The 23,092-nt window shown below is 49.1% G+C and carries 24 protein-coding genes; 9 read left to right on the top strand and 15 right to left on the bottom strand.

What is annotated here, in order from left to right; all coding sequences use genetic code 11:
• The first annotated feature begins 9 nt into the window (after positions 1 to 9).
• Complete coding sequence (locus tag GA0116948_RS13365) at positions 10 to 300, top strand: hypothetical protein (RefSeq protein WP_089713035.1); 291 nt, start codon at positions 10 to 12, stop codon at positions 298 to 300.
• A 94-nt stretch (positions 301 to 394) separates the two neighbouring features.
• Here GA0116948_RS13365 and bioA read toward each other — a convergent pair whose 3' ends face one another.
• The 4 genes from bioA to GA0116948_RS13345 all read right to left on the bottom strand — a co-directional run bounded on the left by bioA (position 395) and on the right by GA0116948_RS13345 (position 4,052).
• The gene (bioA, locus tag GA0116948_RS13360) at positions 395 to 1,666 is read right to left on the bottom strand and encodes an adenosylmethionine--8-amino-7-oxononanoate transaminase (RefSeq protein WP_089713032.1); all 1,272 of its coding nucleotides are present in this window, start codon (positions 1,664 to 1,666) and stop codon (positions 395 to 397) included.
• Between the two features lie 140 nt (positions 1,667 to 1,806).
• A complete protein-coding gene (locus GA0116948_RS13355) occupies positions 1,807 to 3,075 on the bottom strand; it encodes a sensor histidine kinase (protein ID WP_089713027.1) in 1,269 nt (422 codons plus the stop codon).
• Positions 3,076 to 3,084: 9 nt separating this feature from the next.
• The gene (locus GA0116948_RS13350) at positions 3,085 to 3,759 is read right to left on the bottom strand and encodes a response regulator transcription factor (RefSeq protein ID WP_089713023.1); all 675 of its coding nucleotides are present in this window, start codon (positions 3,757 to 3,759) and stop codon (positions 3,085 to 3,087) included.
• Between the two features lie 80 nt (positions 3,760 to 3,839).
• Positions 3,840 to 4,052 carry a hypothetical protein gene (locus GA0116948_RS13345; protein ID WP_089713021.1) on the bottom strand — a complete coding sequence of 71 codons (213 nt, stop codon included), beginning with the start codon at positions 4,050 to 4,052 and terminating at the stop codon, positions 3,840 to 3,842.
• Positions 4,053 to 4,267: 215 nt separating this feature from the next.
• Between GA0116948_RS13345 and GA0116948_RS13340 the strand changes: the two genes are divergently transcribed.
• The 3 genes from GA0116948_RS13340 (at position 4,268) to GA0116948_RS13330 (ending at position 5,694) form a co-directional block, all read left to right on the top strand.
• A complete protein-coding gene (locus GA0116948_RS13340; RefSeq protein WP_089713018.1) occupies positions 4,268 to 4,492 on the top strand; it encodes a hypothetical protein in 225 nt (74 codons plus the stop codon).
• 19 nt (positions 4,493 to 4,511) lie between these two features.
• Positions 4,512 to 4,715: a hypothetical protein gene (locus GA0116948_RS13335; protein WP_089713015.1), complete on the top strand. Its 204-nt coding sequence runs from the start codon at positions 4,512 to 4,514 to the stop codon at positions 4,713 to 4,715.
• A gap of 244 nt (positions 4,716 to 4,959) precedes the next feature.
• A complete protein-coding gene (locus GA0116948_RS13330) occupies positions 4,960 to 5,694 on the top strand; it encodes a DUF481 domain-containing protein (RefSeq protein WP_240619207.1) in 735 nt (244 codons plus the stop codon).
• 81 nt (positions 5,695 to 5,775) lie between these two features.
• On the opposite strand, the gene GA0116948_RS13325 is transcribed toward GA0116948_RS13330, so the two are convergent.
• Entirely contained in the window at positions 5,776 to 6,426 is a 651-nt protein-coding gene (locus tag GA0116948_RS13325) for a metal-dependent transcriptional regulator (RefSeq protein WP_089713013.1), read from the bottom strand.
• 64 nt (positions 6,427 to 6,490) lie between these two features.
• A complete protein-coding gene (locus tag GA0116948_RS13320; RefSeq protein WP_089713009.1) occupies positions 6,491 to 8,347 on the bottom strand; it encodes an ABC transporter ATP-binding protein in 1,857 nt (618 codons plus the stop codon).
• 171 nt (positions 8,348 to 8,518) lie between these two features.
• On the opposite strand from GA0116948_RS13320, the gene GA0116948_RS13315 reads away from it, so the two are divergent.
• Entirely contained in the window at positions 8,519 to 9,016 is a 498-nt protein-coding gene (locus tag GA0116948_RS13315) for an RNA polymerase sigma factor (protein ID WP_089713005.1), read from the top strand.
• Positions 9,017 to 9,027: 11 nt separating this feature from the next.
• Positions 9,028 to 9,687 carry a hypothetical protein gene (locus GA0116948_RS13310; RefSeq protein WP_089713002.1) on the top strand — a complete coding sequence of 220 codons (660 nt, stop codon included), beginning with the start codon at positions 9,028 to 9,030 and terminating at the stop codon, positions 9,685 to 9,687.
• Here GA0116948_RS13310 and GA0116948_RS13305 read toward each other — a convergent pair.
• Positions 9,679 to 10,494, bottom strand: a complete 816-nt coding sequence (locus GA0116948_RS13305; RefSeq protein WP_089713000.1) for an MBL fold metallo-hydrolase — start codon at positions 10,492 to 10,494, stop codon at positions 9,679 to 9,681. The genes GA0116948_RS13310 and GA0116948_RS13305 overlap by 9 nt on opposite strands.
• 121 nt (positions 10,495 to 10,615) lie before the next feature.
• A complete protein-coding gene (locus GA0116948_RS13300) occupies positions 10,616 to 12,538 on the bottom strand; it encodes a beta-N-acetylhexosaminidase (RefSeq protein WP_089712997.1) in 1,923 nt (640 codons plus the stop codon).
• A 236-nt stretch (positions 12,539 to 12,774) separates the two neighbouring features.
• Here GA0116948_RS13300 and GA0116948_RS13295 point away from each other — a divergent pair, with 236 nt between their 5' ends.
• Positions 12,775 to 13,323 carry a glycosyl-4,4'-diaponeurosporenoate acyltransferase CrtO family protein gene (locus tag GA0116948_RS13295; protein ID WP_089712994.1) on the top strand — a complete coding sequence of 183 codons (549 nt, stop codon included), beginning with the start codon at positions 12,775 to 12,777 and terminating at the stop codon, positions 13,321 to 13,323.
• Here the strand turns inward: GA0116948_RS13295 and GA0116948_RS13290 are convergent.
• The 4 genes from GA0116948_RS13290 to GA0116948_RS13275 all read right to left on the bottom strand — a co-directional run bounded on the left by GA0116948_RS13290 (position 13,315) and on the right by GA0116948_RS13275 (position 19,656).
• A complete protein-coding gene (locus tag GA0116948_RS13290) occupies positions 13,315 to 14,769 on the bottom strand; it encodes a serine hydrolase domain-containing protein (protein ID WP_089712991.1) in 1,455 nt (484 codons plus the stop codon). The two genes, GA0116948_RS13295 and GA0116948_RS13290, sit on opposite strands and share 9 nt — an antisense overlap.
• A gap of 118 nt (positions 14,770 to 14,887) precedes the next feature.
• Positions 14,888 to 17,326 carry an outer membrane beta-barrel protein gene (locus GA0116948_RS13285; RefSeq protein WP_089712989.1) on the bottom strand — a complete coding sequence of 813 codons (2,439 nt, stop codon included), beginning with the start codon at positions 17,324 to 17,326 and terminating at the stop codon, positions 14,888 to 14,890.
• A gap of 93 nt (positions 17,327 to 17,419) precedes the next feature.
• Positions 17,420 to 19,219 (bottom strand): M56 family metallopeptidase, encoded by a 1,800-nt coding sequence (locus GA0116948_RS13280; protein WP_089712986.1) that lies wholly within the window; start codon positions 19,217 to 19,219, stop codon positions 17,420 to 17,422.
• 47 nt (positions 19,220 to 19,266) lie between these two features.
• Positions 19,267 to 19,656, bottom strand: coding sequence for a BlaI/MecI/CopY family transcriptional regulator (locus tag GA0116948_RS13275; protein ID WP_089712983.1), 390 nt, complete (start codon positions 19,654 to 19,656; stop codon positions 19,267 to 19,269).
• Positions 19,657 to 19,760: 104 nt separating this feature from the next.
• Between GA0116948_RS13275 and GA0116948_RS13270 the strand changes: the two genes are divergently transcribed.
• Both GA0116948_RS13270 and GA0116948_RS13265 read left to right on the top strand, forming a co-directional pair.
• Positions 19,761 to 19,982 carry a hypothetical protein gene (locus GA0116948_RS13270; RefSeq protein ID WP_089712980.1) on the top strand — a complete coding sequence of 74 codons (222 nt, stop codon included), beginning with the start codon at positions 19,761 to 19,763 and terminating at the stop codon, positions 19,980 to 19,982.
• A 523-nt stretch (positions 19,983 to 20,505) separates the two neighbouring features.
• A complete protein-coding gene (locus tag GA0116948_RS13265) occupies positions 20,506 to 21,096 on the top strand; it encodes a Crp/Fnr family transcriptional regulator (RefSeq protein WP_089712977.1) in 591 nt (196 codons plus the stop codon).
• Positions 21,097 to 21,164: 68 nt separating this feature from the next.
• Here GA0116948_RS13265 and GA0116948_RS13260 read toward each other — a convergent pair whose 3' ends face one another.
• From GA0116948_RS13260 to GA0116948_RS13250, 3 genes are read right to left on the bottom strand one after another with little or no spacing between them, the layout of a single operon-like run.
• Positions 21,165 to 21,791 carry an alpha/beta hydrolase gene (locus tag GA0116948_RS13260; protein ID WP_089712974.1) on the bottom strand — a complete coding sequence of 209 codons (627 nt, stop codon included), beginning with the start codon at positions 21,789 to 21,791 and terminating at the stop codon, positions 21,165 to 21,167.
• A 20-nt stretch (positions 21,792 to 21,811) separates the two neighbouring features.
• Positions 21,812 to 22,744 (bottom strand): ring-cleaving dioxygenase, encoded by a 933-nt coding sequence (locus tag GA0116948_RS13255; RefSeq protein ID WP_089712971.1) that lies wholly within the window; start codon positions 22,742 to 22,744, stop codon positions 21,812 to 21,814.
• Between the two features lie 13 nt (positions 22,745 to 22,757).
• A complete protein-coding gene (locus GA0116948_RS13250; protein WP_089712970.1) occupies positions 22,758 to 23,090 on the bottom strand; it encodes a hypothetical protein in 333 nt (110 codons plus the stop codon).
• Positions 23,091 to 23,092: the final 2 nt, after the last annotated feature.

The raw sequence follows: 23,092 nt of genomic DNA, 5'->3' as shown, positions 1-23,092 counted from the left end.
TATCGTAAAATGTTTGATAGTAATAACCCCACGGCTTCGACCGATTTCATTGTTGAGTGTATAGAGAATAGCGGCAAACTGGCAAAAGGTGGAATCATAAAAATTGGCAATACAATAACCTTTGTTATAGATGGACCACAAGCAATATTTAAACGTAGCTGCTCATTAAGAGAACTTTCCAAGGGTGAGGTTAAATTTGAACAAGCCACTGCTTTAGCCATTCGATTTGGTTTTATGGAAAAGCTTTTAAGATGGTTTGATGTGCATATGAAATGGAAAGATGGTGCCTATCGTTTATAAAGTTTTATTAAATTATAGAAAGGAAAGGTTGGATATTAAACGTCCAACCTCTCCTTTTTCTGATAGGTCAATTAGTATAATATTACTGTGCCACTCACTGCAATCCTTCCAAACACTCCACTATAGCGGTATACACCCGCTCCAGTTGCTCATCTGTAATTACATAGGGTGCTAAAATATAGAGCGTATTGCCCAGTGGTCTAAGCATCACCCGTTTAGCACGGAAAAACCGGTGCAGGTGGTCTGCCAGGTTATTCGTATATCCATCTACGTTAGTAGTCGTTATTTCAAAGGCGATAATGGTGCCGGTTTGGCGAATGTTTTTTACGTTAGCCTGACGGCGTAGTACCTGGGCAAACGCGGCGTGTTTTGCTGCCACGCGGGCGCGATTGGCCGCACAGGCAGGGTCTAAAAATATATCCAGGCTGGCCAGGGCGGCTGCGCAGGCAATAGGATTGGCCGTGAAGCTGTGGCCGTGGAAAAGGGTTTTAAGTTTGTCCTGGCTTAGAAAGGCATCAAAAATAGCCTTTGTGCAGGTAGTAATGCCCAGGGCCATGTTGCCACCGGTAAGTCCTTTAGAGAGGCATACCATGTCTGGGGCGGTAGGCACATTTTCCATGGCGAAATTTTTGCCGGTACGCCCAAAGCCGGTCAGGATCTCGTCGGCAATGAGCAGGATACCCTGCGCTTTGCAGGCCTGTAGCAACTGATCGAAAAGCCCGGCCTCGTACATCAGCATTCCGCCGGAACCGAGTAGCAGGGGTTCAAAGATGAAGGCGGCCATGTCGCTGCCGGTATCCTGAACCTGCGCAACCAGTGTATTAATATTTTCGGCGGTAGGCAGGGGCAGAAATATAACGTCGAAGAGGTATTGATCAAAGGCGCGGGTAAATACGCTGCGGGCGCTCACACTCATCGCGCCAAAGGTATCTCCATGATAAGCCCCTTCAAAAGCCAATAGTTTTTTACGGGGTGCGCCGGTATTTTCAAAATACTGTATGGCCATTTTCAATGCCACTTCCACCGCCGTAGAACCGTTGTCGGAATAGAATACCCGGTCTTGCTGGCCCGGGAGTATAGGCAACATACGTTCTGCCAGCTCCACCGCCGGTGCATGGGTATAACCGGCAAAAATACAGTGGGGAAGCAGCTTGGCCTGTTCAGCTATCTTATTGGCAATATGTGGATGTGCATGCCCATGAATATTTACCCACCAACTGCTGGTGGCGTCTATGTATTCCTGCCCTTCTTCGTCAAATAACAAGGCCCCTTCGCCACGCACCATTCCAATGGGGGCAGGTGCCGTTTCCATCTGGGTGTAAGGATGCCAGATGACCCGCTGGTCGCGGGCTGATAATGTGTCCATGTCGCTCCGTTTATGTAAAAAATGGACAAGGTACAATGTATTCAGAACAATGTATGCGTGTTTTAGCCTGAACTAGGTGTTACCCGCATGGTAACGGCTACTCATTTTTGTGTAACATACAGGGGCCGTACTATGCCCTGCTAATGCACAAAATGCACGACAAATACATGCATACCTTCTTCGTACCGGTAGGTCAGTTGCCAGCCATGGGCTTCGCAAATGCGCTGCACGATGGCCAGGCCGAGGCCGTTGCTATGGTTAGGGTAGGCATGGTATTTTTTGAAGCGTTCAAAGTTATTGGTAACAGGCAGCGGGGGCAATAGGCTGGTGTTGCGGAAGGTGCAGGCCGCTTTGTCCAGCGTGATGAAGATGCGTCCCTGGGGCATGTTATATTTAATGGCATTGCCCAGCAAGTTGCTGATCAGGGTATCTGCCAGGATAGGGTGCAGGGGCAAGGGGGGCGAAGCCTTTAGTTGAAACTGAAGGGAAAGGTGTTGTTCCTGTAGTTGCAGGTCAAAAAGCTGGGTATATTTTTCAATGATGGTTTCTAATGCGATGGGGGCTGCTGCGATATACTGGTTATTCTCGATTTTGGCGAGAAACAGCAGGGAATTTGTAAGCCGGGACAATCGTTGTAGTGCCTCGCTGGTCTGCAAAATAGCATGGCCTTGTTCGGGTGCTATGGCGGGGTCTTGCAGCAGCAGTTCCAGTTGCTGCTGGGCAATGGCCAGGGGCGTCTGCATTTCGTGGGCTGCGTCTTCGGTCAATGATTTCATGGCCTGGAAGTCGTGGTGAATGCGGGTGGTCATTTGCTGCAGGGCCGCCTGTAAACGCTGAAACTCCTTGGTGCTGCTCTGAGGAAGGGCTGGCAGGGCTAATGTATCTAACTGCAGTTGTTGCATGTTTTCTAGTGTTGCATAAAATGGCTTCCATATGCGACGGCTCAAAACCCAGTTCACCAACAGGATACAGCCCAGTAACGCCACGCAAATGAAAAACATGACCATGCTAATATTGCGATACCAATCGCCTTTTTCTATCATGGAGCGGCGTAAGGTGAGTAAATAGGGCTGTTGGCCTATATTGATAATCTCCTGGCGTTGCCGGAAAGGCACTCTTTCATGATCAATTTCCTGGTATAACATCACATCTTTCAAGAAGGGACTTTTAATATCCGTTTTATCCAAAGGTGTTATGTCGAAGGGCTGTGTATGGATATCAAGTACGGCCAAATCGGCATTTGGCGCAGAAAAATAGGCTTTCCAATACTGGCTATCATTATTCAGTTCTTCATCGATCTCGTGCTTCAGTTGCCGTTTTAACTGCCAGTACAATAAGAAACCTGTGCCCGCGATCAGCGGGAGTAAAAGCAGTGAAAAATAAAGAGTGGTTTTGGTAAGCAGTCGCATGCAGGCGTATTAATCAGAAAAGCGGTAACCCGTGCCGTATACGGTTTGTATATAATCGGGGCAGCCTGCATCCAACAGTTTACGGCGCAGGTTTTTAATGTGGGTATAAATAAAGTCGTAAGAGCCGGCATAGAGATAATCATCTCCCCATACATGACCTGCCAGTGCTGGTTTGGTAACTACCCGGCGCTGGTTGGCAATGAAATAAAGCAATAATTGATATTCCTTGCCGGTGAGGTCCAGCGGTGTATCATTCACAGCCACCACTTGCGCGGAGGTATTCACTTTTATTTCCCGGAAGTTCACCACGTTATTGCCATGAAATTTTTTGCGCCGTATCAGCGCATTCATGCGGGCATTCAATTCTGAAAGATGGAATGGTTTGGTGAGGTAATCGTCGGAGCCTAGCTCCAGCCCCCGTAGTTTATCTTCCAGCGCATTGCGGGCGGAAATGATGATGATGCCGGCTTCGGCATCCAGAGACTTTAGTTCCTGTATGAGTGAAAGGCCGTTGCCATGGGGCAACCCAATGTCCACAATCATACAGTCGTAGTCAAATTCTGCGATCTTGTCGCGGCCTTCGGGGAAATCGTATGCAGCGGTAACGATATGGCCCTGCTGCTCCAGATACTGCTGCATGCTGGTGCTCAGGGCTGGCTCGTCCTCTATGAGAAGTACTTTCATAATCGGTGCTCCTGGGTCATTCAAAGGTAATACATTTAAAACTTCCCAATATCTCACCGCTTTCTGTAGCCCGCCTGAAGTCAGGAGCGGCGCTTGCCCGATAACACCAGCACTACGCCTACCACCGTTACGATACCACCGGCGTAGGTGGGCCAGCCTATCCACTTATTTTCTTTTTGGTTCACTTGTAAGGGACCCAGGTCTACTACCTTTTTCTCTGTGGGTACGGAAAAACCACGGATAATAACCATTACAATACCTGCTACGATGAGAATAATACCCAATGTTTTCATGTTAAATAGGTTTAGAATGCATAGGCAATCGCTGAGCCAGGATTAAAATCGAACACTATCCCCGGTTTGGGCAATAATTCAGGCAAAAATTGCCCTGAACTGTGGAAAATTGTAGGAATAAGTATATTTCGTTGATCTTTATTTTTTGGCACAAAATTTTAATGCTATCTGCAAATGAGGCGCAACATTATTTAAACACATTAAAAGTTAGTTTTATGAAAGAAGGAAATATCACCCTCGACTTCGACTTACAGATTTGCTATTATATTAACCAGCATTCCGATTTTATCCGCTCCGTAGTAGTGAGCAATAACCGGGATGTTACTATTGCAGCCCTGGAACGGTTTAAAACAGACACCCGCCATAATGGTTTTGAGTGGAATGAGGCACTGGAAAACCGTTTTAAACACGTAGCCCGCCGCTACTTTAGCGAAAATTAATATAATTAAAATAACCCTTATGCCCACTTTTATGCATTCCTCCGGAGACCATAATACTTCGGTAAATCTGGACCTGGTGAAAAATATCCGGCAAGAGATGGTGGAAGGAAAGCAAACCCTCACATTTGTTTTTGATCCATCTTTTATACTGGAATGGTCGTACATCGATCGTGAACATTTTGAGAATGATGTACGCCGTTTGCAGGAAAACTTTTTTATCTGATGGTTTTGTAAAGATGCAGTTAGGATGATAAAAAGACGCTATAACAGGCGTCTTTTTTTGTGCCTTCTAAGGCTTATTTAACCAAGCCGCTAGCTGTGTTGGGCTGCTCTTTTTTATAGCCTGCTGTGCCGGCAACGGTGGCTGTTGCATGAAGAGGTGGAGGTAGCAGTAATATAGCAAGGTAGCTGTTTAATTGTTTAAGGCATATTAATTGCGGCATAGGCGCCGGCAAACCAAATCATACATGATGATGCGATCTTTACTCGTGTTGCTATTGCTCCTTATGGGCCATACCCTGCAGGCGCAATACAACGATAGTACTCATTACTATTTCCGCTATGCGTCCACAGGTTCTATTAACAGTACCGATGAAGGACATGCGTACCTGTTAAATAATGCCCTCAAAGTAGGAGTTAAGAAAACAAACTTCACGATGAATGGCAGCGCCAGTTATATTTATGGCCAGCAAAATCGCAGTATTACGAACAATGATTTCGCCAGTGCTATAGATTTCAATTATAAAAGCAGCCTGCCCGGATTATATTACTGGGGCCTGGCCAGCTACGAAAAAAGCGTGTCCCTAAAAATAAACGACCGCCTGCAATCGGGGGTAGGAGTGGCTTATGGCCTGTTAGATACAAAAACATCTATGCTCAATATCAGCGATGGTATCCTGTACGAAAAGAGCGATCTCTTTCTTAACGATACCATTCGGGATGTGTATCACACCTTCCGGAATTCATTTCGCCTGCAATACCGTTTTTCCATCCATGACATTGTGATTATCGACGGTTCTAATTTCTACCAAAACTCATTGCAGCATGGCGATGACTATATCATTAAATCTGTTAACAACCTGTCAGTAAAACTCCGCAAATGGTTACTCATCACCGCATCTATGGCCTATAACCGGTCTAGCCGCACTGGTAAGGAAAACCTGCTCTTCAATTATGGGTTTACGATAGAGAAATATTTTTAGCCCTGAATGGTGGGTGTGCACCCTCTTTACAGTTGCCAATCAATACTGTGTGCTGCCCTACGGCTACGCTAATGGCCTGCCTTACATCACCAGCAGGTACTGGCAAACGGTGTAACTGAAAACAGTAGGCGTTTGCCCCCGCAATACCACCGACATGGATTTATCGAACGGCTGTATGGTGATAATGGTTATCGTAGCGCCAATAGAAAGTTGCAGGGTATCAAGGAATTTGAGGAAAGATATTTCGTGGTTCAATACCCCGCTAAGTGTATAGGTTTTACCTTCTATACCGCTGCTGAGGGGAATGGCCTTAACTACCGGCAGTTTGCCGTCGGCATCGGGAATGGGTTCGCCATGGGGGTCAAACTTCGGATAGCCCAGCATTTCATCGATACGGTTAAAGAAGCGGTCTGACTGTATATGTTCTATCTGTTCGGCGATGTCGTGTACTTCTTCCCAGCCCATGCCCATCACTTCGGAGAGGAAAAGCTCGGTGAGCCGGTGTTTGCGCAGGATGTGCAGGGCCTGGCGGCGTCCTTTATCAGTAAGCTCTATGGCTTTATACTTTTCGTAGCGTACCAGTTTTTTCTCCGAAAGTTTTTGGATCATGCTATTTACAGTGGGCATTTTCAACTCCAACTGGGCGGCAATATCCTTTACCGTGATCGCTGTTTTTTCCAGGGATATCCTGAACAGCGCCTTGAGGTAATTTTCTTCCGTGAGTGTCATCATCCGGTAAATGTAGGAGATTTCACTAATTCCAGGAAAAGTAACGGAGCAAATTTTCCGGGTGCGGCTACCGGTAGCCGGCGGCCTGTAATTGGAATAGTTCTGCGTAGCGGCCTTTTTGGGCCAGCAGCGTTTCATGGCTGCCAATTTCCAGTACCTGGCCTTTTTCCAGCACCATGATGCGGTCTGCCATGCGTACGGTGGAAAAGCGATGGGAGATGAGAATAGCAGATTTGCCCCGCGTAAGCTCCGCAAAACGCTGGAACACTTCATACTCTGCCCGCGCGTCCAGCGCTGCGGTAGGTTCGTCCAGGATAAGCACTGACGCATCGCGCATGTAGGCCCTGCCCAGGGCAATCTTTTGCCATTCACCGCCAGAAAGATCTACCCCATTATTAAACCGCCGTCCCAGGGCCTGCTGATAGCCATTGGGCAACTTAGCGGCCAGGGTGTCTGCCAGGCTTTGACGGGCGGCAGAATGAATGAGGGGATCATTAAACTGCTCGGCAATATTACCCACCGCTATGTTTTGAGAGAAGGTCATTTGGTAGCGGAGGTAATCCTGGAATATAACGCCTATGTGTAAACGAAGCGATACAATGTCATATTCGCGCAGGTCTACCCCGTCTAGCAGGATGCGGCCTTCGGTGGGATCGTACAGGCGGCACAAAAGCTTTACCAGCGTGGTTTTCCCGGCGCCGTTTTCGCCTACAAGCGCCAGTTTTTCTCCCGCCTTCAGCGTAAAATTTAAATGCCGGTTGGCCCAGCGCTCGGAGTTGCTGTATTTGAATCCTACGTTCTCAAATGTAAATCCTTCTTTAATGATGGCCGGGAAGGGTTTAGGATGGGCCGCCACGGCTAATTTGGACTGGATTTCGAAAAATTCAAAGAAGTCGCGCAGGTAGATAGCCCCCTGCGATACACTGGTGAAGCGGGATAGTATGTTTTCCAATAAGGTTTTTAACTGGCGGAAGGAACCCGCCAGGAAAGTAAGGTCGCCGATTGAGAGGGTGCCGCTTACTGTACGGAGAATAATGAAAACGTAAGCACCGTAATACCCTGCAGTGCCTAGCAGCGCAAACACGGTACCCCATATAGATCGCCGGATGGAGAGGTGCTTACTATCCAGGTAAAATTTTTCAGACAAGGTGCGAAAGCGGTCGATGATAAATGCAGACAGGTCGAAGATCTTTACTTCCTTGGCGGTTTCGTCGCTGGCACCCAGGTAACGGATGTAATCCAGCTCCCGCCGCTGCGGCGTTTGGCCACGGGTCAGGGCATACGTCTTGTTGTTGAAATAAGACTCGCCGAGAAAGGCCGGCAAAATAGCAACGAGCAGTAACAAAATCAGCCAGGGATTAAATAGCAGTAGCCCGCTTGCAAGAAATCCCATGGTAATCAGGTCTTGAACCTGGTTCATTACCTGTGCAAGCAGCACGGTGCGCCCAGTGGTTTGCTGCCGGGCGCGTTCCAGCTTGTCGTAAAAACTGGCGTCTTCAAACTGGTCCAGGTCTAGCGTGGCAGCGTGCTGCATGATGCGGATGGAGGTGTGGTTAGAGAATAAGTCGCCCAGCAAACTTTCCAGCAGGGATATTGCACGGCCCAATGCATCGGAGCCGATGGCCAGGGCAAATTCCAGGCCCACCATCCACCAGAGGTGATGGGTGTCTGCAATTTTTCCACTGTGGAGTTGTACCACCAGGTCTATGATAACTTTACCTATATATAAAATGCACAGCGGCGTGGCGGCGCGGAGCAGGCGTAAAAAAGCGTTGGCGATAGTCATCCATTTATTGGTTTCCCACACCAGTTTAAAAAAGGCGGGCAGCATGCGCAGGGCATCCAATCTTTCTTTCAGCGTTACCTGCGGCTTGCCGTCGGGCAGGGGAGCAGGGGGTGGAAAAAGTTTCTTCCAGAAATTCATACGCCTAAATTATGTTAAATGTGGCAGAAAGGAAAGATGGGAAGCCCACCCTTACAGGTTCCAGGAGGGCGGAAATTCCGCTGTTTATTGGGTATCTTAAAAAAAATTGTGCCCTGGCTGTGATATTTTTCCTTTTGCAGCGAATAATGATATAGTAACAGCTTACTTCCCATGCAGCAAGCACCAGCAGAACATTATACCAACCTGATCGCCCAACATAAAGGACTGATCTATAAAGTGGCCAACGCTTATTGTCAAGATGCGGAGCACCGTAAAGATCTGGTGCAGGAAATCCTCATCCAGTTATGGCGTGCTTTCCCAGCTTACGATCCGCAGTACCGGGTAAGCACCTGGATGTATCGCATATCGCTGAATGTAGCTATTTCATTTTATCGCAAAGACAACCGTCATAAATCGGTGTCGGCGCCGCTGCCTGCCAGTATCCTGGAGCTGGAAGATGAGCATCCGCCACCTCAACAGGCGGCCCTGCAGCAGTTACAGCAATTCATTAACGAGCTTCCGGAATTAGACCGTGCCTTGATGCTGCTGTACCTGGAAGAAAAAACGCATACAGAGATGGCCGATATCCTGGGTATTTCCACGACTAATGTGGCCACCAAGATCAGCCGTATTAAACAAAAATTAAAACAACGTTTTTCTCACCATTAATAAATAAACTGATGGAAGCAGATGAATTGAAGAAGATCTGGCAGGTATACGACCAAAGGCTGGAACAAGCGCTCCACCTTAACCTGCTTAACTTGCGCGAAATACAGACCCTCAAGGCAAAATCTGCCCTGCATAAAATGTTGTGGGTAAAATGGCTGGGCATTATCCTGGGCATTGGCTGGGTATGGTGCCTGCCTATATTTATAAATGCGGCCTTGTACGTGCATAATTATTTCTTTGCCTTTTCGGCGGGCTTTCACTTGCTGGTAACGGTGATCGCCATCGTTGTGTACCTGCAACATGTGATACGCATTTACAAGGTAAACAATGCCAACACGGTGCTGGAAGTACAGGAGCAACTAGCCAAACTGCAAACCTCCACACTACAGATTGCACGCCTGCTATTCTTGCAGCTGCCAGTATTCACCACCTTTTACCTGCATACGGAGATGTTTCATAATGGTTCTTACTGGTGGATAGCGCAGGTGTTGGTGACAGGTTTATTTACCTGGGCGGGCATCTGGTTGTACCGGAATATTGCTATAAAAAACGTGCATAAACGCTGGTTCCTCACCTTATTCAATTCGCCGGAGTGGACCCAGCTCACAAAAGCGATGTTGCTGCTCGATGAAATAGCCGTGTATAAAAAAGAAACCCCGGTCCTAAAATAAAGACAATTGTTTGCGCTGGCCTTCCTTCGACGTGCCAGGTGCTGCAGTAATATAGTAGAGGGCGGTTGCTGCGTAACGCGATGCTACCACGATCTCTGTACCCCGGGCATGGGGGCGGAATAGCTGCTCCACCAGGGAAGGATCGTTGTTGTCTTTGGATAAATGTGCAAGCAGTAAATGACTCATAAATGGCGGTTTGTGTTCGCAGAAAAGGGAAAGTGCCTGCGCATTTGAAAGGTGGCCCCGCCCGCCACGGATGCGGTTTTTGAGCATCCAGGGATAACGCCCGTTGAGCAGCATGTTTTCATCATAATTAGCCTCCAAAAAAGCAGCATGGCACATTTTAAAATAGGCGGTGAGCTGTGCACAGGGCTGGCCAATGTCTGTAAAAATGCCGATGGTTACTTCCTGGTTGCGCACAATAAAACTATGGGGATCTGCGGCATCATGCAATTTGGGGAAGGCGGTCACCTGTAGCGCGCCTATCTGCACCGGTACATGTGCCGAAAAGGAATGTACCCGCTCTGCCGCCAGTTCCAGGCCCCCCTGGTGCAGGGTGCCGGCAGTAATGTAAACGGGCAGTTGGTATTTGCGGGACAGCACCGGTATGCCGGTAATATGATCACTATGCTCGTGCGAAACGAAGATAGCCTTCACCGTTTTCATAGATAGCCCCAGGCGCTGCATGCGCTTTTCCGTTTCCCTGCACGAAATTCCAACATCTACGAGTATGGCCTCTTCCTGGTTACCGATGTAATAGCAATTGCCATTACTGCCGGAATTCAGGGAGGTGATGAATAGTGACATAGTCCACAAAAATAAGGGCTTTTTTCATACCGGGCGGGTAAGTAGGGTGGCAATTACACGAAAAAAGCGGCGCCAATTCCGGGAGGAGATGGCGCCGCTTCGTTTAAAAAATTTAAGGAATTTATGGTTGGTGTTCCAGTCTTTTTTGCAGGGTGGCCACCGGCATGGTGATCATACGGCCAATGGGCTGGGTACCGCGATAGGTAATTACCTTCAGCACCTTCGCATCTTTGGGTGGGACCAGGGGCGCCGTGTACTTCGGGTAGAAACGGTCGGGGAAAGAGTTGTCGAAGCTGTAATAAATATCAAGGTCTTTCACTTCCGTGGCCATTTCAATCAGTAGTTTGCCATCGGCATCTTTTTTCGCGGTAAAGCTGGGGTCAAATATACTGGGCGCATATTTCACGTTGGCCGAATCGAAGCGTTTCATATGGGCTTCCACCCGGGTTTCAAACAGGTCCCAGTTTTTTAAAGCCTTGGGTGTCCATACCGATTCTGAAATGGCAAAGGCCCTGGGCCAGGTCATATATTCGGCGTGACGCAGGTTGTACACCTGTTCCGTCCATAGGTTGGCCTGTCCGCCGCGGATGTAGGCGGCATCGGCGCTATCGGGTACCGGTTCAAACTGGTAGGCTTTGTTCAGGCGCAGGGTGGCATACACGTGTGGTTCTATCACCTCATCGCCCTGCATATAATCTAGGTAGCCATACGTGGTGGGGCTCATCACTACATCGTGTTTCAGGCGGGTACCTTCTACGCCGCCTTTTTCCCCGCGCCAGCTCATCACGGCTGCACCGGGCGCCAGGCCGCCTTCCAATATTTCGTCCCAGCCAATAACCTTTTTGCCCTTGGCATTTACTATTTTCACCACCCGTTTTTCGAAATAACTCTGTACTTCTTCATAGGAGGTAAGGTGTTCTTTTTTCATCAATGCAGTGATGGCTTCACTTTTTTTCCAGAAGGTTTTGGCGCATTCATCGCCACCAATGTGGATGTATTCAAACGGGAAGAGGGCTGCTACTTCCGTAAATACTTTGTCCAGAAATTTATACGTGTTTTCATTGGCCGGACACATGGTATTGTCTATGGTGGCTACGATGCCACTGTCTGTCCATTCCATGAAACCGGTTTCGCCGCTGCGCACCTGGTATTTATCTGCACCTGGTGTGCAGGATATTTCAGGATAAGAGGCCACGGCGGCCAGGCTGTGACCTGGGGCTTCAATTTCGGGCAGTATGTTTACAAAACGGTCTTTCGCGTATTGAATGACTTCTTTAATATCCTCCTGGGTATAAAACCCGCCAGCGGTGCGAGGCGCATCGGCTGGCTCGGGAGAAAAGTTGCCAAACTCCCCGGTTTTATCCAGGTTGTAAGCGCCTTTCTTGGTGAGGTTGGGCAGGCTTTTGATCTCTATGCGCCATCCTTCATCATCGGTCAGGTGCCAGTGAAACAGATTGAATTTGTAGCGCGACATCTGATCAATATAAGCCTCTACGTCTTCTTTTTTGAAAAAATGGCGGGATACATCCAGCATCAGCCCTCTCCACGCATAACGCGGGTAGTCGGTGATCTCTACGGCCGGCAGCAGCCAGGCTACATTGGGCACGGCTACATTGCTTTCAATAGCGGGGGGCATCAATTGTACCAATGTTTGGGCACCGTAAAAAAGGCCAGCCGGCTCGTTGGCTGTAATGGTTACGCCTTGTGGCGTTACGCTCAGTTGGTAGCCTTCATTGCCCAGGGGCGCTGCTTTTTTCGCATTGAGCCGCAAAACAATCGTGGCCAGCTCGCCGGTCTTTACGCCAATGCCCTGCGTGGTAACGGCGTACCCGGTGGGCGTACCCAATCGCTTTTGCAGGAAATCGGTGACCGGTTTGGTTTTTACCGCATCAGGCGTGGCAATGCGGATGCTGGAAGGCAGGGTAAAGGAACCGCCGGAAGCGGTGAGCTGTACGGGCTGCGGAATAATGGCAATGGGCGCCTGCTGTGCAAAGACGCCGGCGGCCCACAGGCTGGCCGCGATAAGCAGTGTTAGTTTTTTCATGACGATTACAAAAAGCATAGTTTGTTAGCAAATAAAAAACACGATGCATTACGCCGGGCATCCACCCGGGTTGATAAGGTACGGCGCATTCCCATATTTTGCAAACCTGTCTGGACAAATGACTGGAAATTGCTCTCCGCCTTCCATTTCCTGCAAGCGAATGCCTATTTTAGCCATTTACGCGTAAGTTCATTCATTTATCAACACATTCGAAACATTTAAATTCCACGCTTCTAATGCCACCTAAAGAGCAGTTCATATTGCAGCCGCAATGGCTGGCGGCCCTGTACAATACCTTGCCTTACCTGATCTGGTCTGCGATGCACCTTGTACCCGCGTTTTATTATTATGATCATTTTATGCTACCTTCCTGGTTATGGGTCATTCTTCCGCTTTGGGGGTTGCCTTATACGCTGAGGCCGGCTGTAATGGATTTTGTCTCACTGAGCAAACGCCCTGAATGGTATCATCGTTTGGGCGTAGATGTTATACAGGACTATGTGCAGCACGGGGGCATGGTCAACCGCCTGATTCGCCGCCGCTATCCGGCATACCGAATTGTGTACGACAAGGCCACGGTACGCAAGCAACTGTCGGCCTCGTATATGTTTGAGCGTTTTCACCTGGGTATGTTGCTGCTTTTTGGGGCGCTTTCTGTACATGCAGTAAGTGGCCGGTGCTGGAAGTGGGCGTTGCTACTGCTGCTGAGCAATGGGATGTACAATGTATATCCTATTCTTTTACAACAATTTATACGTTTGCGTCTGAAACGTTTGTTACAATAGTTTGGTGAAAACCATGTTGCCGCTGCCTGCATGCTGGTAAATATGAAGGCCGCTTACCGCGCCACTGTTGCTGCGATCCAATACCAGCCTGAATTTATCTGTAGCGTCCCGGATGGTGCAGCTATCCCCGCCAAGATAGAGCAGTGGCAGGTTTTGTCCGGTACCCGTTTTTAGGAATAGGTTACCTGCTTTGGCGGTAATGCTTATTTTACCCCTGTCCGTTGCGTAGTTTCCGCTGAAAGCGGCCATGGTACTATCGTTCAGGGGTTGTAATGTATAGGGTTGCATTACCGGCCAGTGATAGGCCCGGGCAATGCTCCGTATAATTTCGAGCGACAGCCATTCACCTCCATCCGAATTAGTCATTACCACTGCTCCCTGCCCGTTATAAGGCAGGCCATAGGCAAGGCATACAAAGCCGGCGGTATTACCTGCATGCCAAAAAGCCTGTACTGCCGCCGCGCCACTCAGGTGTGGACCCAGACCCATGTTATTGATCTGCGGCGTAAGCATGGTCCTTGCCAAAGTGCTGTCCAGTATCTTATCGGACCGGCCATTGGCGGCGGCCTGTATTTCCAGCAGCAGACGGGCTATGTCTTCCGGCGTGGTCCAGGGACCTGCTGGTGCCATTTCAGGATATACGTTGTACCTGCGTTTAGGATCGGTTTTGCCATTGCTTTCATGGCCGGTAGCAATGTGCGCGCCACTTTCATCGGGGTAATAGTTGTAAGTAGTATGAGTCATTTGCAAAGGCTGCAAAACTGTTTGGGTAACGTATCCCGCAAAGGATTGCCCGGTTAGATCTTCCACCAGTTGCTGCAATATTACATACCCACCACCTGAATACAACTCTACCGTGCCGGGTACTTTATTTACCCGCAAGGGTTTTTCGTTGTTAGCAGGTTTTTGTGCGTTTAGTATCTGCAATAAAGTAGGTAGTTCCGTGTGTGGATAGTAGCCCTCAAATCCGTATTCGTCGGTCAGTCCGGCAGAATGGGAGAGCAAGTTACGTACGGTTACAGGATGTTGGGCAGTATGATCGTTGACAGGCACTTTCCAGCTTTGTAGTTTATTGTTCACATCTTCGTCCAGGGAGATTTTATGTTCCCGCACCAAATGCAGCACTGTTATGGCGGTTAATAATTTACCGATAGAACCCATTTGGAAAAGTGTTTGTGGGCTAACGGTATCCTGCGGATCATCAGCATTGGCTAGTCCGAAACCTTTACTCCAGGCAATATTACCCTGATCGATCACGGTGATGCTTAGGCCGTTCACGCGACGGGACTTCATGCGGGCAGCAAGGCTGGTATAGGGCAAGGGCGCACCGGGTGCAATGATGCCGGCAGTAATAATGCTGTCGATGCCCGGAAGCACCGGTTTTTGGGGAAATGCGATAGACGCCGTGTTGAGGGCATATAACAATAGTACAGCGCTCTTTTTCATGATGGTGGAGGTTATGTACCCAAGTTAATGTATAGCCCCCAAAAAAGCAATCGGCAACAGGACTGGCGGATCCCTGTTACCGGATTGCTGGCGATGTAGTATTCTTATTGCTATGCTTTTATCTTACGCGGTTCATTTCACTCTCCGCACTATTGTCCTCATGTTTGCGCTGGTCGCTGATGGCTTTTCCAAAACGGTAGGTAAAGGAGAGGGTGATGCGGCGGGTGTCGCTTACGTTGCGCCATTGTGCATCAGTGAGGGCCAGGTTATTGATAATACCGGTATTGATTTGTGTCTTAAAAATATCCTGTGCGCTGCATTTTATCGTGGCGTTGGGTGACAGTTTTTTGGAAACCCCAAGATTTACAGCGCCGCGCCGGCCCAGGATAAACTGTGCCGAGGTAACGGTACTCTGGTAACGCCCATCGGCCTGCAAGGCCCAGTCTTTGGGCAGTGTAACCGTAACCGTGGGCATGATCATGGTAAAGGTACTTTGATTATCTAGTATGCCGGTGTAAAAGATGCTGCGGGAGTGCAGATAAGTGAGTTGTGCATACAGGTGCAAGTTCACCACTTTACCCAGTCCTTGCTGGGCGTCTACATTAATTTCCATCATTGTTTGGGAACCGATATTGCCCGGCCGGCTGTAGTAAATACCGTTCACGATCGCTATAGTTTCGTTCATATCGTCTTTAACGTGTGTATAGGAAAGCGTGGTAGTAAGCTTGCTCTTGTAGGTATGCGACAGCGCTATGCTTTGCATGTAAGATGGCCGTAGGTAAGGATTGCCCACATAGTACGTGAATTTATCCAACGGGGAAATGAAAGGGTTCAGTTGCTCGTAGTAAGGCCGGTCTATGCGGCGGCCATAATTCAGTGCCAGCACATTATTGGAGGCTGTATCCAGCTTGTACGACACATAAAAGGTGGGGAAAATACCAGTGTAATTACGGTTAAAGGAGGAATCGTTTTTCTCCGCATTGCCCAGTTGGTGGCCGATAGACACCGTGTTTTCCAAACGCAGGCCGGCCTGCACCGACCATTTTTTATAGTCCTTGTTTACGTTCAGATAACCGGCATTAATATTTTCGTGGTACAGGAAATGATTGCTTTTGTCGTAGTCTGGCAGGTATTCGCCATCCACGCGGTTATAATATTTGGCCAGATTGTCGGTGCTGGTATAGCTGCTTTTAAGCCCACCTGCTAGTTTGTAGCCGCTTTTAAACGGGTGGGTGTACGCTATTTTGCCCGCAAAAATATCCAGGTGGGCCGGCACCTGCCCGGTGAGCTGGTCGTTGGCGTAGGGCAAGGCTTGTTCCGGGAGGAAACTGTAATTATCGTACACTTCGTTACTGCCGGTGTTGTAACGCAGGTAATCCACGTCTACCGTAAGCTCCCGGCCATTTTTATCGTACTGGTGGCGATAGTTGAGGTTAATGCCAACGTTATTAAAACGGTGATGAATATTGTTTAGCGCGTGAATACTGGAATCGGGCGTTTGGGAGGCGTCTTGCAGGCGGCTGGTATTATCGTTGTTACTGTTGGAGGGGTTTTGCGTGCCAGTGAGTACCAGGCCCAGGGTACTTTTTGCGGAGGCATAAAAGTCTACCCCAATTTTTTCGTTGAACGATTGTGCATGGCGTGCAATGAAATTATGTTGCAGGAAATAATGGGTTGTTTCGCCCACGCTGTCGTGAAAGCGCCGGTTGATGTCGAGGGCGCTATAGCCGTTATTAAATGTATAACCAAAGTTGCCGGTTACATTTAGTTGCTGGTTGCGGTAAGTGAAATTAAAACTGTTGGAAGAATTAGCGTACCGTCCTTGGGTAAATGCAGCATTCAAGTTGCCATTAAAACCCTTGTTCTTGTTGCGTTTCAGGCGGATATTAATAATACCACCGGTGCCGGCAGCATCATAGGATGCGGGAGGGTTGGGCATCAGTTCAATGGCGTCAATGGAGGACGCAGGCAGGGATCGCAGGTAGCTTTCTAGATCGGCGCCGGAGAGGTAGGTGGGCTTGTCGTTCACGTAGATCATCACGTTGCTTTTTCCTTTCAGGCTAATGCTGCCTTCCTGGTCTATGGATACGCCGGGCGATTTTTCCAACACCTCCAGTGCACTGCTACCGGCGTTGCTGATCAGTGCATCCACATTCACCACGGTTCGGTCTATCTTTTTTTCTATAAAGGGTCTTTGCGCCGTTACGGCTACTGCTTTAAGCTGGGCATCTTGCTGCAGCAGGCTTACGGCGGGTAATTTGTATTCCTGGTTTTTATCCAATATAAAATCAGGGCTGTTATAAGTTTTATAACCCATCATACTAATCCGTATGTGGTAGGAAGCAGGGGGGAGGTGGGGGAAGCTGAATCGTCCATTATCATCGGGCAGCGTGGTCTTTATCAGGCTGCTGTCGCTGTTGCGCAACAAGGCTATGGTGGCGGCCAGGGCCGGTTGTTGTTGCTGGTCTGTCACCAGCCCGCTTACGGACTGTGCATGAACGGCGGGTATAAACATGGCTATCCCGGTGGTCAGCAGGACCATAATTTTTTGAACCATGTAATAATGATTTTAAGAAGGTAAAAGGGCATGCCTTACCCGCACGGCGCAGGGTGGCAGTGTGGAATGGTGCCAGGATAATCTATGAAAAACTTATTGGAGGTTGTAATGATATTCCAATGTCCAGCCGTTGGAGGGTACATATTTGTTGGCAAACTGCCGGGCTATGTTTGCAGGCATGTGCTGGTTGTTCACAATAAATTCCGTATTGTTTAATTTAAAAGACAAGGAATTGCTTTTTTTGATCAGGCCCTGGGTGACGAGATCGTGTATTACCTTGTCTGTTATTAAATTTCCTTCCTGGTCAGGGGTAATAATGGCTTCGCCGGCTTTGTGCTGCTGTTGCCTCATGGCAGGTGCCTGCGGTTCAGGAATGCCGGTAATAGGGGTGGTGGGCGTTACCACGGCCACGGGAATAGTTGTTCCAATGGGAATAGGTAAAGTAATTGCCGGCAGGGCAGACAAGGCAGTTTGAGGTACTGGTGGTACGGGCGGAACCGGCGGAACAGGTGGTACTGGCGGAACAGGCGGAACGGGTGGAACCGTCGGAACGGGTGGTACCGGTGGAACCGGTGGAATAGGTGGAGACGATTTGCCATGTGCCGGTTGGTAACCATCGTGGTGATAAGGCGTAGTGTCGTACGGTAGGGCAGCAACGTAGCTATTGTAAGGTGCCGCCGCTGGATTTTGTACAATACCCATGCTCTTTACCGGATAGCGATGGGCAGTATCCGGTTGCCGGGTAGCGATAGATGGGTAAAACCCGTGCATGTCCTTATTACGTGTATTCGTTACCGTTGTAGTGGTCGTTGTAGTGATAATTGCTTTGCCGGTATTGGGTGTATAAGCCAGTTTGCGGGCCGCATTGCCGGGGAAGGCCATCAGCAGCATGCCAGCACTTACCAGGCAAAGGCTGAGCAAGGTTTTTTCCATGGTATTCAGGGAATGGTTGTGATCATTGACCAGCCTTTTAACCCGGGCCAGCAGGGTATTGCGGCTGCCGGGCAGGCCCATGGCCAGTTCCGGGTGGCCATACTCCTGGCAAGACACCAGCGCCTGAATGTATACCGCTTTGCTTTGGGTGTGGCGCATCACCATATCGTCGCAACAGTTTTCCCGCTCTGCTTTAATCAGCGCGGAAATCCAGTTTACGGCGGGGTTAAAGAAAAAGATGATCTCCACGCCATATTGCAATAAGTTGATGAGATAGTCCCTGCGTTTAATATGGGCCAGTTCATGAAGTAAGATGGCTTCAATGGCCGCTGTCGGCATATTGGAGAGCAGCCCGGCGGGCAGCAGTATCATAGGTTTCAGGTGTCCGAGCGCGATGGGTACTTTTGCCAGCGTAGATTCCAGCAGGATAACGGGCCGGGATATACGAAGCTGTAAGGCCAGTGCCGACACCTTTTCCGCCCACTGCGGGGGTGGGGGAGTGGTATGCCGGGTGCGCAGCGATTGTACATGAAGCAGGCCGGTAAGCATACGTATGCTTTTAATGCAGATGAACAGGAACCAGACCATTACTACCTGCGCCGCGTGGCCATTGATAAATTGCAGGAGGGCCTGGGTAACATCATTGGCTGGCAGCGTGGCCACTTCCGTAGGAGCGGGGGAGGCCAGGCCGTGCAAGACCTGGGCGCTGGTAGCCGGTATGGGCGCGGGTTGCAGCGTTATCATCTCTATTACAAAAGTAAGGAGGGTGCCAACGGTAAAAAGCCCCAGGCTGCTTACCAGCAGGTAGTAACGACTAGAAGCCTTGCATTGGCGGGTGGCCAACATAATAGTGCCTGCTAGTACTGCCAGTAATAGGCCCTGCCAGAGCGAATGCAACAGGGTATGGCACAACGCCTGTACAAAGATACCGGCTGGAAAATAAAAGCTTAACGCTTGCATATAATATAATTTAGCGTGTGATGCAGGTGATAAAAAGGATGTGTGCTCTACTTATCCAGTTGATGGAGCAAATCCTTAATGGCGTTCAGCTCCTCGGCAGACGTTTGCCGGTTGCCCAACAATTGCATGACCAGGCTGCTGGCAGAGCCTTTATACAAGGCATCTACAAATTTTTCCAATAAATGGGCCTTGGTTTTTTGTTCTTCCTCGGCTACGTTGTAAATATGCTTCATGTTAGTTTCGTCCCGGGTGAGGATACCCTTATCTGCCATGATCTGCATGAGTTTGAGGGTGGTGGTATAATTCACCTCCTTTTGTTTACTCAGTTCCTCGTTCACAAACCGCACCGTAGCGGGGCCGTGGGCCCACAGCACCTGGAGGATTTCAAGTTCTGACCGGGTGGGGGCTATGTTTTTATCTGTATGATCTTTCTTCATATCTTAAAGCTACGAAAAAATTCGTACGAACAAAATATTATTTCTCTGGTCTCCTTAAAAAAACTAGCTTTCCTATATTAAGGTATCAAGCCCAAAAAAATAATATGAAATACAAGACTTTCAGCATTACGGCCACCAGCGCGGCATTATTATCAGAGGCTATTGACAGTTTTTTTGAGGGAAACCCGGATATCACTGTGGTATCTGCCCTGCAATCTCAAAGCAGTGGTTCCGATGGGCTGCAAATTACGTTTACGGCTATTTATAAGCCCGCGCCCAAAAAGAATGAGGTAAGTGGTTTTGGGTTTAACGCTATGCGGGAATAGGGAATGTGGCTTATCCGATGCCGCCATTCTGTTTGAACTTTTATGTGTTCGTTTGCAAGTGTTATGTTTTTCGTTAAAAGTCCGCCAGTGCGGTTTTCCCGGCATGCGCCGGGAGTACCCCCGCAGCGGCGGAGCCAGCGCATGCCGGAAAAACGTAACTCCTCCTTAACCGTTAAAATTCCAACAACCATTTGAACGAAAGCTTCTAATTATCTTAGACCGCAATCCACAGCGACTGGAAGCTGCCGCCGCGTTATTAAAAATGTAACGCCCATTGTAACGGATGTTTTTAACCAGGAAGCGGTAGCCGTACTAGTGAGGAAATTACAGCAGGATTTCCCGCAGTTAAAGGTATTGATCAACAATGCCGGCGCTGCCAATATTTATACACTGGGGCTTAACGCAGGTAGTAACAATAGAACATTATATTGAAAGCTTAGGCGCTTTTACGGCGAAACCATTCCCCCTTTCAAACCCTCAAATACCCGGCATAAATTATTTACGAATTCCCTAACTTCCCGCCATGGAGCATTCGTTCAACGCCATTGATCAATTTGTGTCGCGCTACATTGCGCTAACGCCGGAAGAAACCGCTTTGTACCATACGCTGTTCACTTTTAAAACGGTAAAGAAGAAACAGTTTTTGCTGCGGGAGGGAGAAATCTGCGATTTTGAGGCGTATATCCTGAAAGGCTGTATCCGCGTGTATTACGTGGATAAGGAAGGGAAAGAAACCGTGCTGCTGTTTGCCGTGGAAGACTGGTGGGTGAGTGATATCAGCAGTTTTATGGATCGTAAGCCGTCTAATCTTTACATTGAAACGATAGAAGATTGTGAACTGCTAGTCATAGACTTTATCAGCAAGGGCATTTTATTTGAAAGCATTCCCAAATTTGAAAAGTTATTCCGCATCCTGGTACAACGAAACCTCGGGGTGCTGCAACAACGGTTTTATGCATCCGTATCGCAGACCGCCGAGGAGCGTTATATTCATTTTGTGGAGAAGTACCCGCATATTTTGCAACGCATTCCCCAACACCAGGTAGCCCGTTATTTGGGTGTTTCACCAGAATTTTTAAGTAAGGTGAGAAAGGGTTTATCCCAAAAGCGTTAAGGAAAAACAGCCATGTAAAAGATTGGTTTGCCCTGGCGGCTAGTGTTTACCTCCACCGATCATCTTGTTTACACCAGTTTAAACACCTGGGCATTAGCCTGGGTAATTTCATCCTGGCTGATGGTGTGTCCCATGTTAGGATATATTTTCGTGTATACGTTCGCGTGTTTTTCCTGTAATATTTTGGTAGTGGCTTCCACGCGGGCCACGGGTACGTGCATGTCTGGATCGCTGGTGCCAATGAAAATGGGAGTGCCTTTAAAATCGCCGTTAGCGTAGGTTGCTGGTTTCACCTGGTCGCCGATGAGGCCCCCGGTGAAAGCGGCTGCACCGCCGTACCGGGTGGCATGCCGGGTAATGTACTCCAGCATCAGGCAGGCGCCCTGGGAGAAGCCTAGGAAATAAATATTGCCATTGCTTACGCCTTGTGCGTTTAGATCATGTACTATTTCATCTATCAGGTGGAGGGCAGCAGAAAGGTAAGGCTCATTCTGGTCTGTAGGGGCCAGGAAAGAATAGGGGTACCAGCTGCCGCCGGTGGCCTGGGGTGCCAGCAGGGCATAATCGCGTACGTGCAGGTGGGGTGCCAGCGTGAGGATGTCTTCCGCACTGCCGCCGCGCCCATGAAGCAGGATCAGGACTTTGCCGGTGGCGCTCACGGGAGCGCCGCCGGTCAGGTACTGTTTTTTATGCATGGTAGTTCATTGAAAGGTGATTAAATTTTTACCAACGTACGCTCCAGTGTTGCGCGCAGGTGTTCGTGCTGGGAAGGCAGTTTCAGGTGGGTGCCTAACTCGTTCAGCGGCTCGTCTACGGTGAAACCTGGATTGTCTGTAGCCAGTTCAAACAGTACGCCACCTGGCTCGCGGAAGTAGAGGGAGAAGAAGTAATCCCGGTTGATCTTCGGTGTGATGTTCAGCCCCTTGCGCACAATTTTTTCGCGGAACTCCATCAGCACGTTATCATCCTTTACCCGGAAGGCTACGTGGTGGTTGGTGCCACCGGCATTGAGTCCACGGGGTGCGTTGGGAATTTCCACGATGTCTACAATGGCTGCATTTTCCACGGCGTTGGTTACATAGCGGTAGCGATTGCCTTCCTGTTCCAGCAGCACATAGCCAAAGATATCGGTAAGAATAGCGGCAGTAGGCTTCACGTTATTGAGCGTGAGGGTTACCGCATGAAACCCTTTAAGGGCGTTGGAGGCCGTTATGTCGGCGGTTTCCCAGGCGGTACGGTTGTCTGGCTGCTTGGGCACCACCAGGTTCAGGTTCAGCCCATCGGGGTCCTGGAAGGGCAGGATCACTTCGCCCAGGCGTTCAGAGGTTGCACCCTGCTTTACCTTTAATTGTTTAAAGCGTTCTGTCCAGAAAGGCAGGCTGCCATCGGGTACGGCATAACTGATTTCTGTGGCCATGCCGGCGCCGGTTTTACCTGGTACAATACCTTCCCAGGGGAAGAATGTAAGAATAGTGCCGGGTGTACCCTGCTCGTTACCGAAGTAAAAATGATAAGTACCCGGGTCATCGAAGTTCACCGTTTTCTTTACCAGCCGCAATCCCAGGGCCTGGGTATAAAATGCGTGGTTGCGCTGGGCATTGCCCGCAATGGCGGTAATGTGATGAAGCCCTAAAATAGTATTGCTCATAAAAAGTGTTTTTTTAAAGGGAGAGAGAAATATTATGGGCTGCCAGCAGGCCACGGACCTCACTTTCCAGCAGTCCGCTGCCGCCGCCATAATGTTGGGCTATGATAACCTGGGGCTGCCGCTGTAGCAAGGCCTGGCGCAGTGTATCTTCTTCTGCTGCCGGGATGCCCGCGCAGAGCAGTACTATGTTGTAGGGCGTTTGTTCTATGGCGCTGAGTGCTGCCGCATTGCTGGTTACGGACAAGCCTTTCCAGTGTTCGTGGCTGTTTAGCAATCTTTCCACCACGGCCATGATAGCCGGATTACGGCCTATAGCCAATATATGCAGGGTGTCTATTACTTTCATAC

Origin of the sequence: Chitinophaga costaii (assembly GCF_900094705.1) — a bacterium.
Classification (GTDB): Bacteria; Bacteroidota; Bacteroidia; order Chitinophagales; family Chitinophagaceae; genus Chitinophaga; species Chitinophaga costaii.
The sequence above is the reverse complement of the archived record's forward strand: the minus strand, read 5'-3'. Positions and strand labels throughout refer to the sequence as shown.

Coding starts and splice junctions, on each gene's coding strand:
- GA0116948_RS13305 (WP_089713000.1), bottom strand. CDS start 10,494: ATGTCACTATTCATCACCTCCCTGAATTCCGGCAGTAATGGCAATTGC.
- GA0116948_RS13290 (WP_089712991.1), bottom strand. CDS start 14,769: ATGAAAAAGAGCGCTGTACTATTGTTATATGCCCTCAACACGGCGTCT.
- GA0116948_RS13275 (WP_089712983.1), bottom strand. CDS start 19,656: ATGAAGAAAGATCATACAGATAAAAACATAGCCCCCACCCGGTCAGAA.
- GA0116948_RS13280 (WP_089712986.1), bottom strand. CDS start 19,219: ATGCAAGCGTTAAGCTTTTATTTTCCAGCCGGTATCTTTGTACAGGCG.
- GA0116948_RS13365 (WP_089713035.1), top strand. CDS start 10: ATGTTTGATAGTAATAACCCCACGGCTTCGACCGATTTCATTGTTGAG.
- GA0116948_RS13300 (WP_089712997.1), bottom strand. CDS start 12,538: ATGAAAAAACTAACACTGCTTATCGCGGCCAGCCTGTGGGCCGCCGGC.
- GA0116948_RS13355 (WP_089713027.1), bottom strand. CDS start 3,075: ATGCGACTGCTTACCAAAACCACTCTTTATTTTTCACTGCTTTTACTC.
- GA0116948_RS13340 (WP_089713018.1), top strand. CDS start 4,268: ATGAAAGAAGGAAATATCACCCTCGACTTCGACTTACAGATTTGCTAT.
- GA0116948_RS13285 (WP_089712989.1), bottom strand. CDS start 17,326: ATGGTTCAAAAAATTATGGTCCTGCTGACCACCGGGATAGCCATGTTT.
- GA0116948_RS13250 (WP_089712970.1), bottom strand. CDS start 23,090: ATGAAAGTAATAGACACCCTGCATATATTGGCTATAGGCCGTAATCCG.
- GA0116948_RS13320 (WP_089713009.1), bottom strand. CDS start 8,347: ATGAATTTCTGGAAGAAACTTTTTCCACCCCCTGCTCCCCTGCCCGAC.
- GA0116948_RS13260 (WP_089712974.1), bottom strand. CDS start 21,791: ATGCATAAAAAACAGTACCTGACCGGCGGCGCTCCCGTGAGCGCCACC.
- GA0116948_RS13310 (WP_089713002.1), top strand. CDS start 9,028: ATGGAAGCAGATGAATTGAAGAAGATCTGGCAGGTATACGACCAAAGG.
- GA0116948_RS13330 (WP_240619207.1), top strand. CDS start 4,960: ATGATGATGCGATCTTTACTCGTGTTGCTATTGCTCCTTATGGGCCAT.
- GA0116948_RS13295 (WP_089712994.1), top strand. CDS start 12,775: ATGCCACCTAAAGAGCAGTTCATATTGCAGCCGCAATGGCTGGCGGCC.
- GA0116948_RS13325 (WP_089713013.1), bottom strand. CDS start 6,426: ATGATGACACTCACGGAAGAAAATTACCTCAAGGCGCTGTTCAGGATA.
- GA0116948_RS13270 (WP_089712980.1), top strand. CDS start 19,761: ATGAAATACAAGACTTTCAGCATTACGGCCACCAGCGCGGCATTATTA.
- GA0116948_RS13265 (WP_089712977.1), top strand. CDS start 20,506: ATGGAGCATTCGTTCAACGCCATTGATCAATTTGTGTCGCGCTACATT.
- bioA (WP_089713032.1), bottom strand. CDS start 1,666: ATGGACACATTATCAGCCCGCGACCAGCGGGTCATCTGGCATCCTTAC.
- GA0116948_RS13255 (WP_089712971.1), bottom strand. CDS start 22,744: ATGAGCAATACTATTTTAGGGCTTCATCACATTACCGCCATTGCGGGC.
- GA0116948_RS13350 (WP_089713023.1), bottom strand. CDS start 3,759: ATGAAAGTACTTCTCATAGAGGACGAGCCAGCCCTGAGCACCAGCATG.
- GA0116948_RS13345 (WP_089713021.1), bottom strand. CDS start 4,052: ATGAAAACATTGGGTATTATTCTCATCGTAGCAGGTATTGTAATGGTT.
- GA0116948_RS13335 (WP_089713015.1), top strand. CDS start 4,512: ATGCCCACTTTTATGCATTCCTCCGGAGACCATAATACTTCGGTAAAT.
- GA0116948_RS13315 (WP_089713005.1), top strand. CDS start 8,519: ATGCAGCAAGCACCAGCAGAACATTATACCAACCTGATCGCCCAACAT.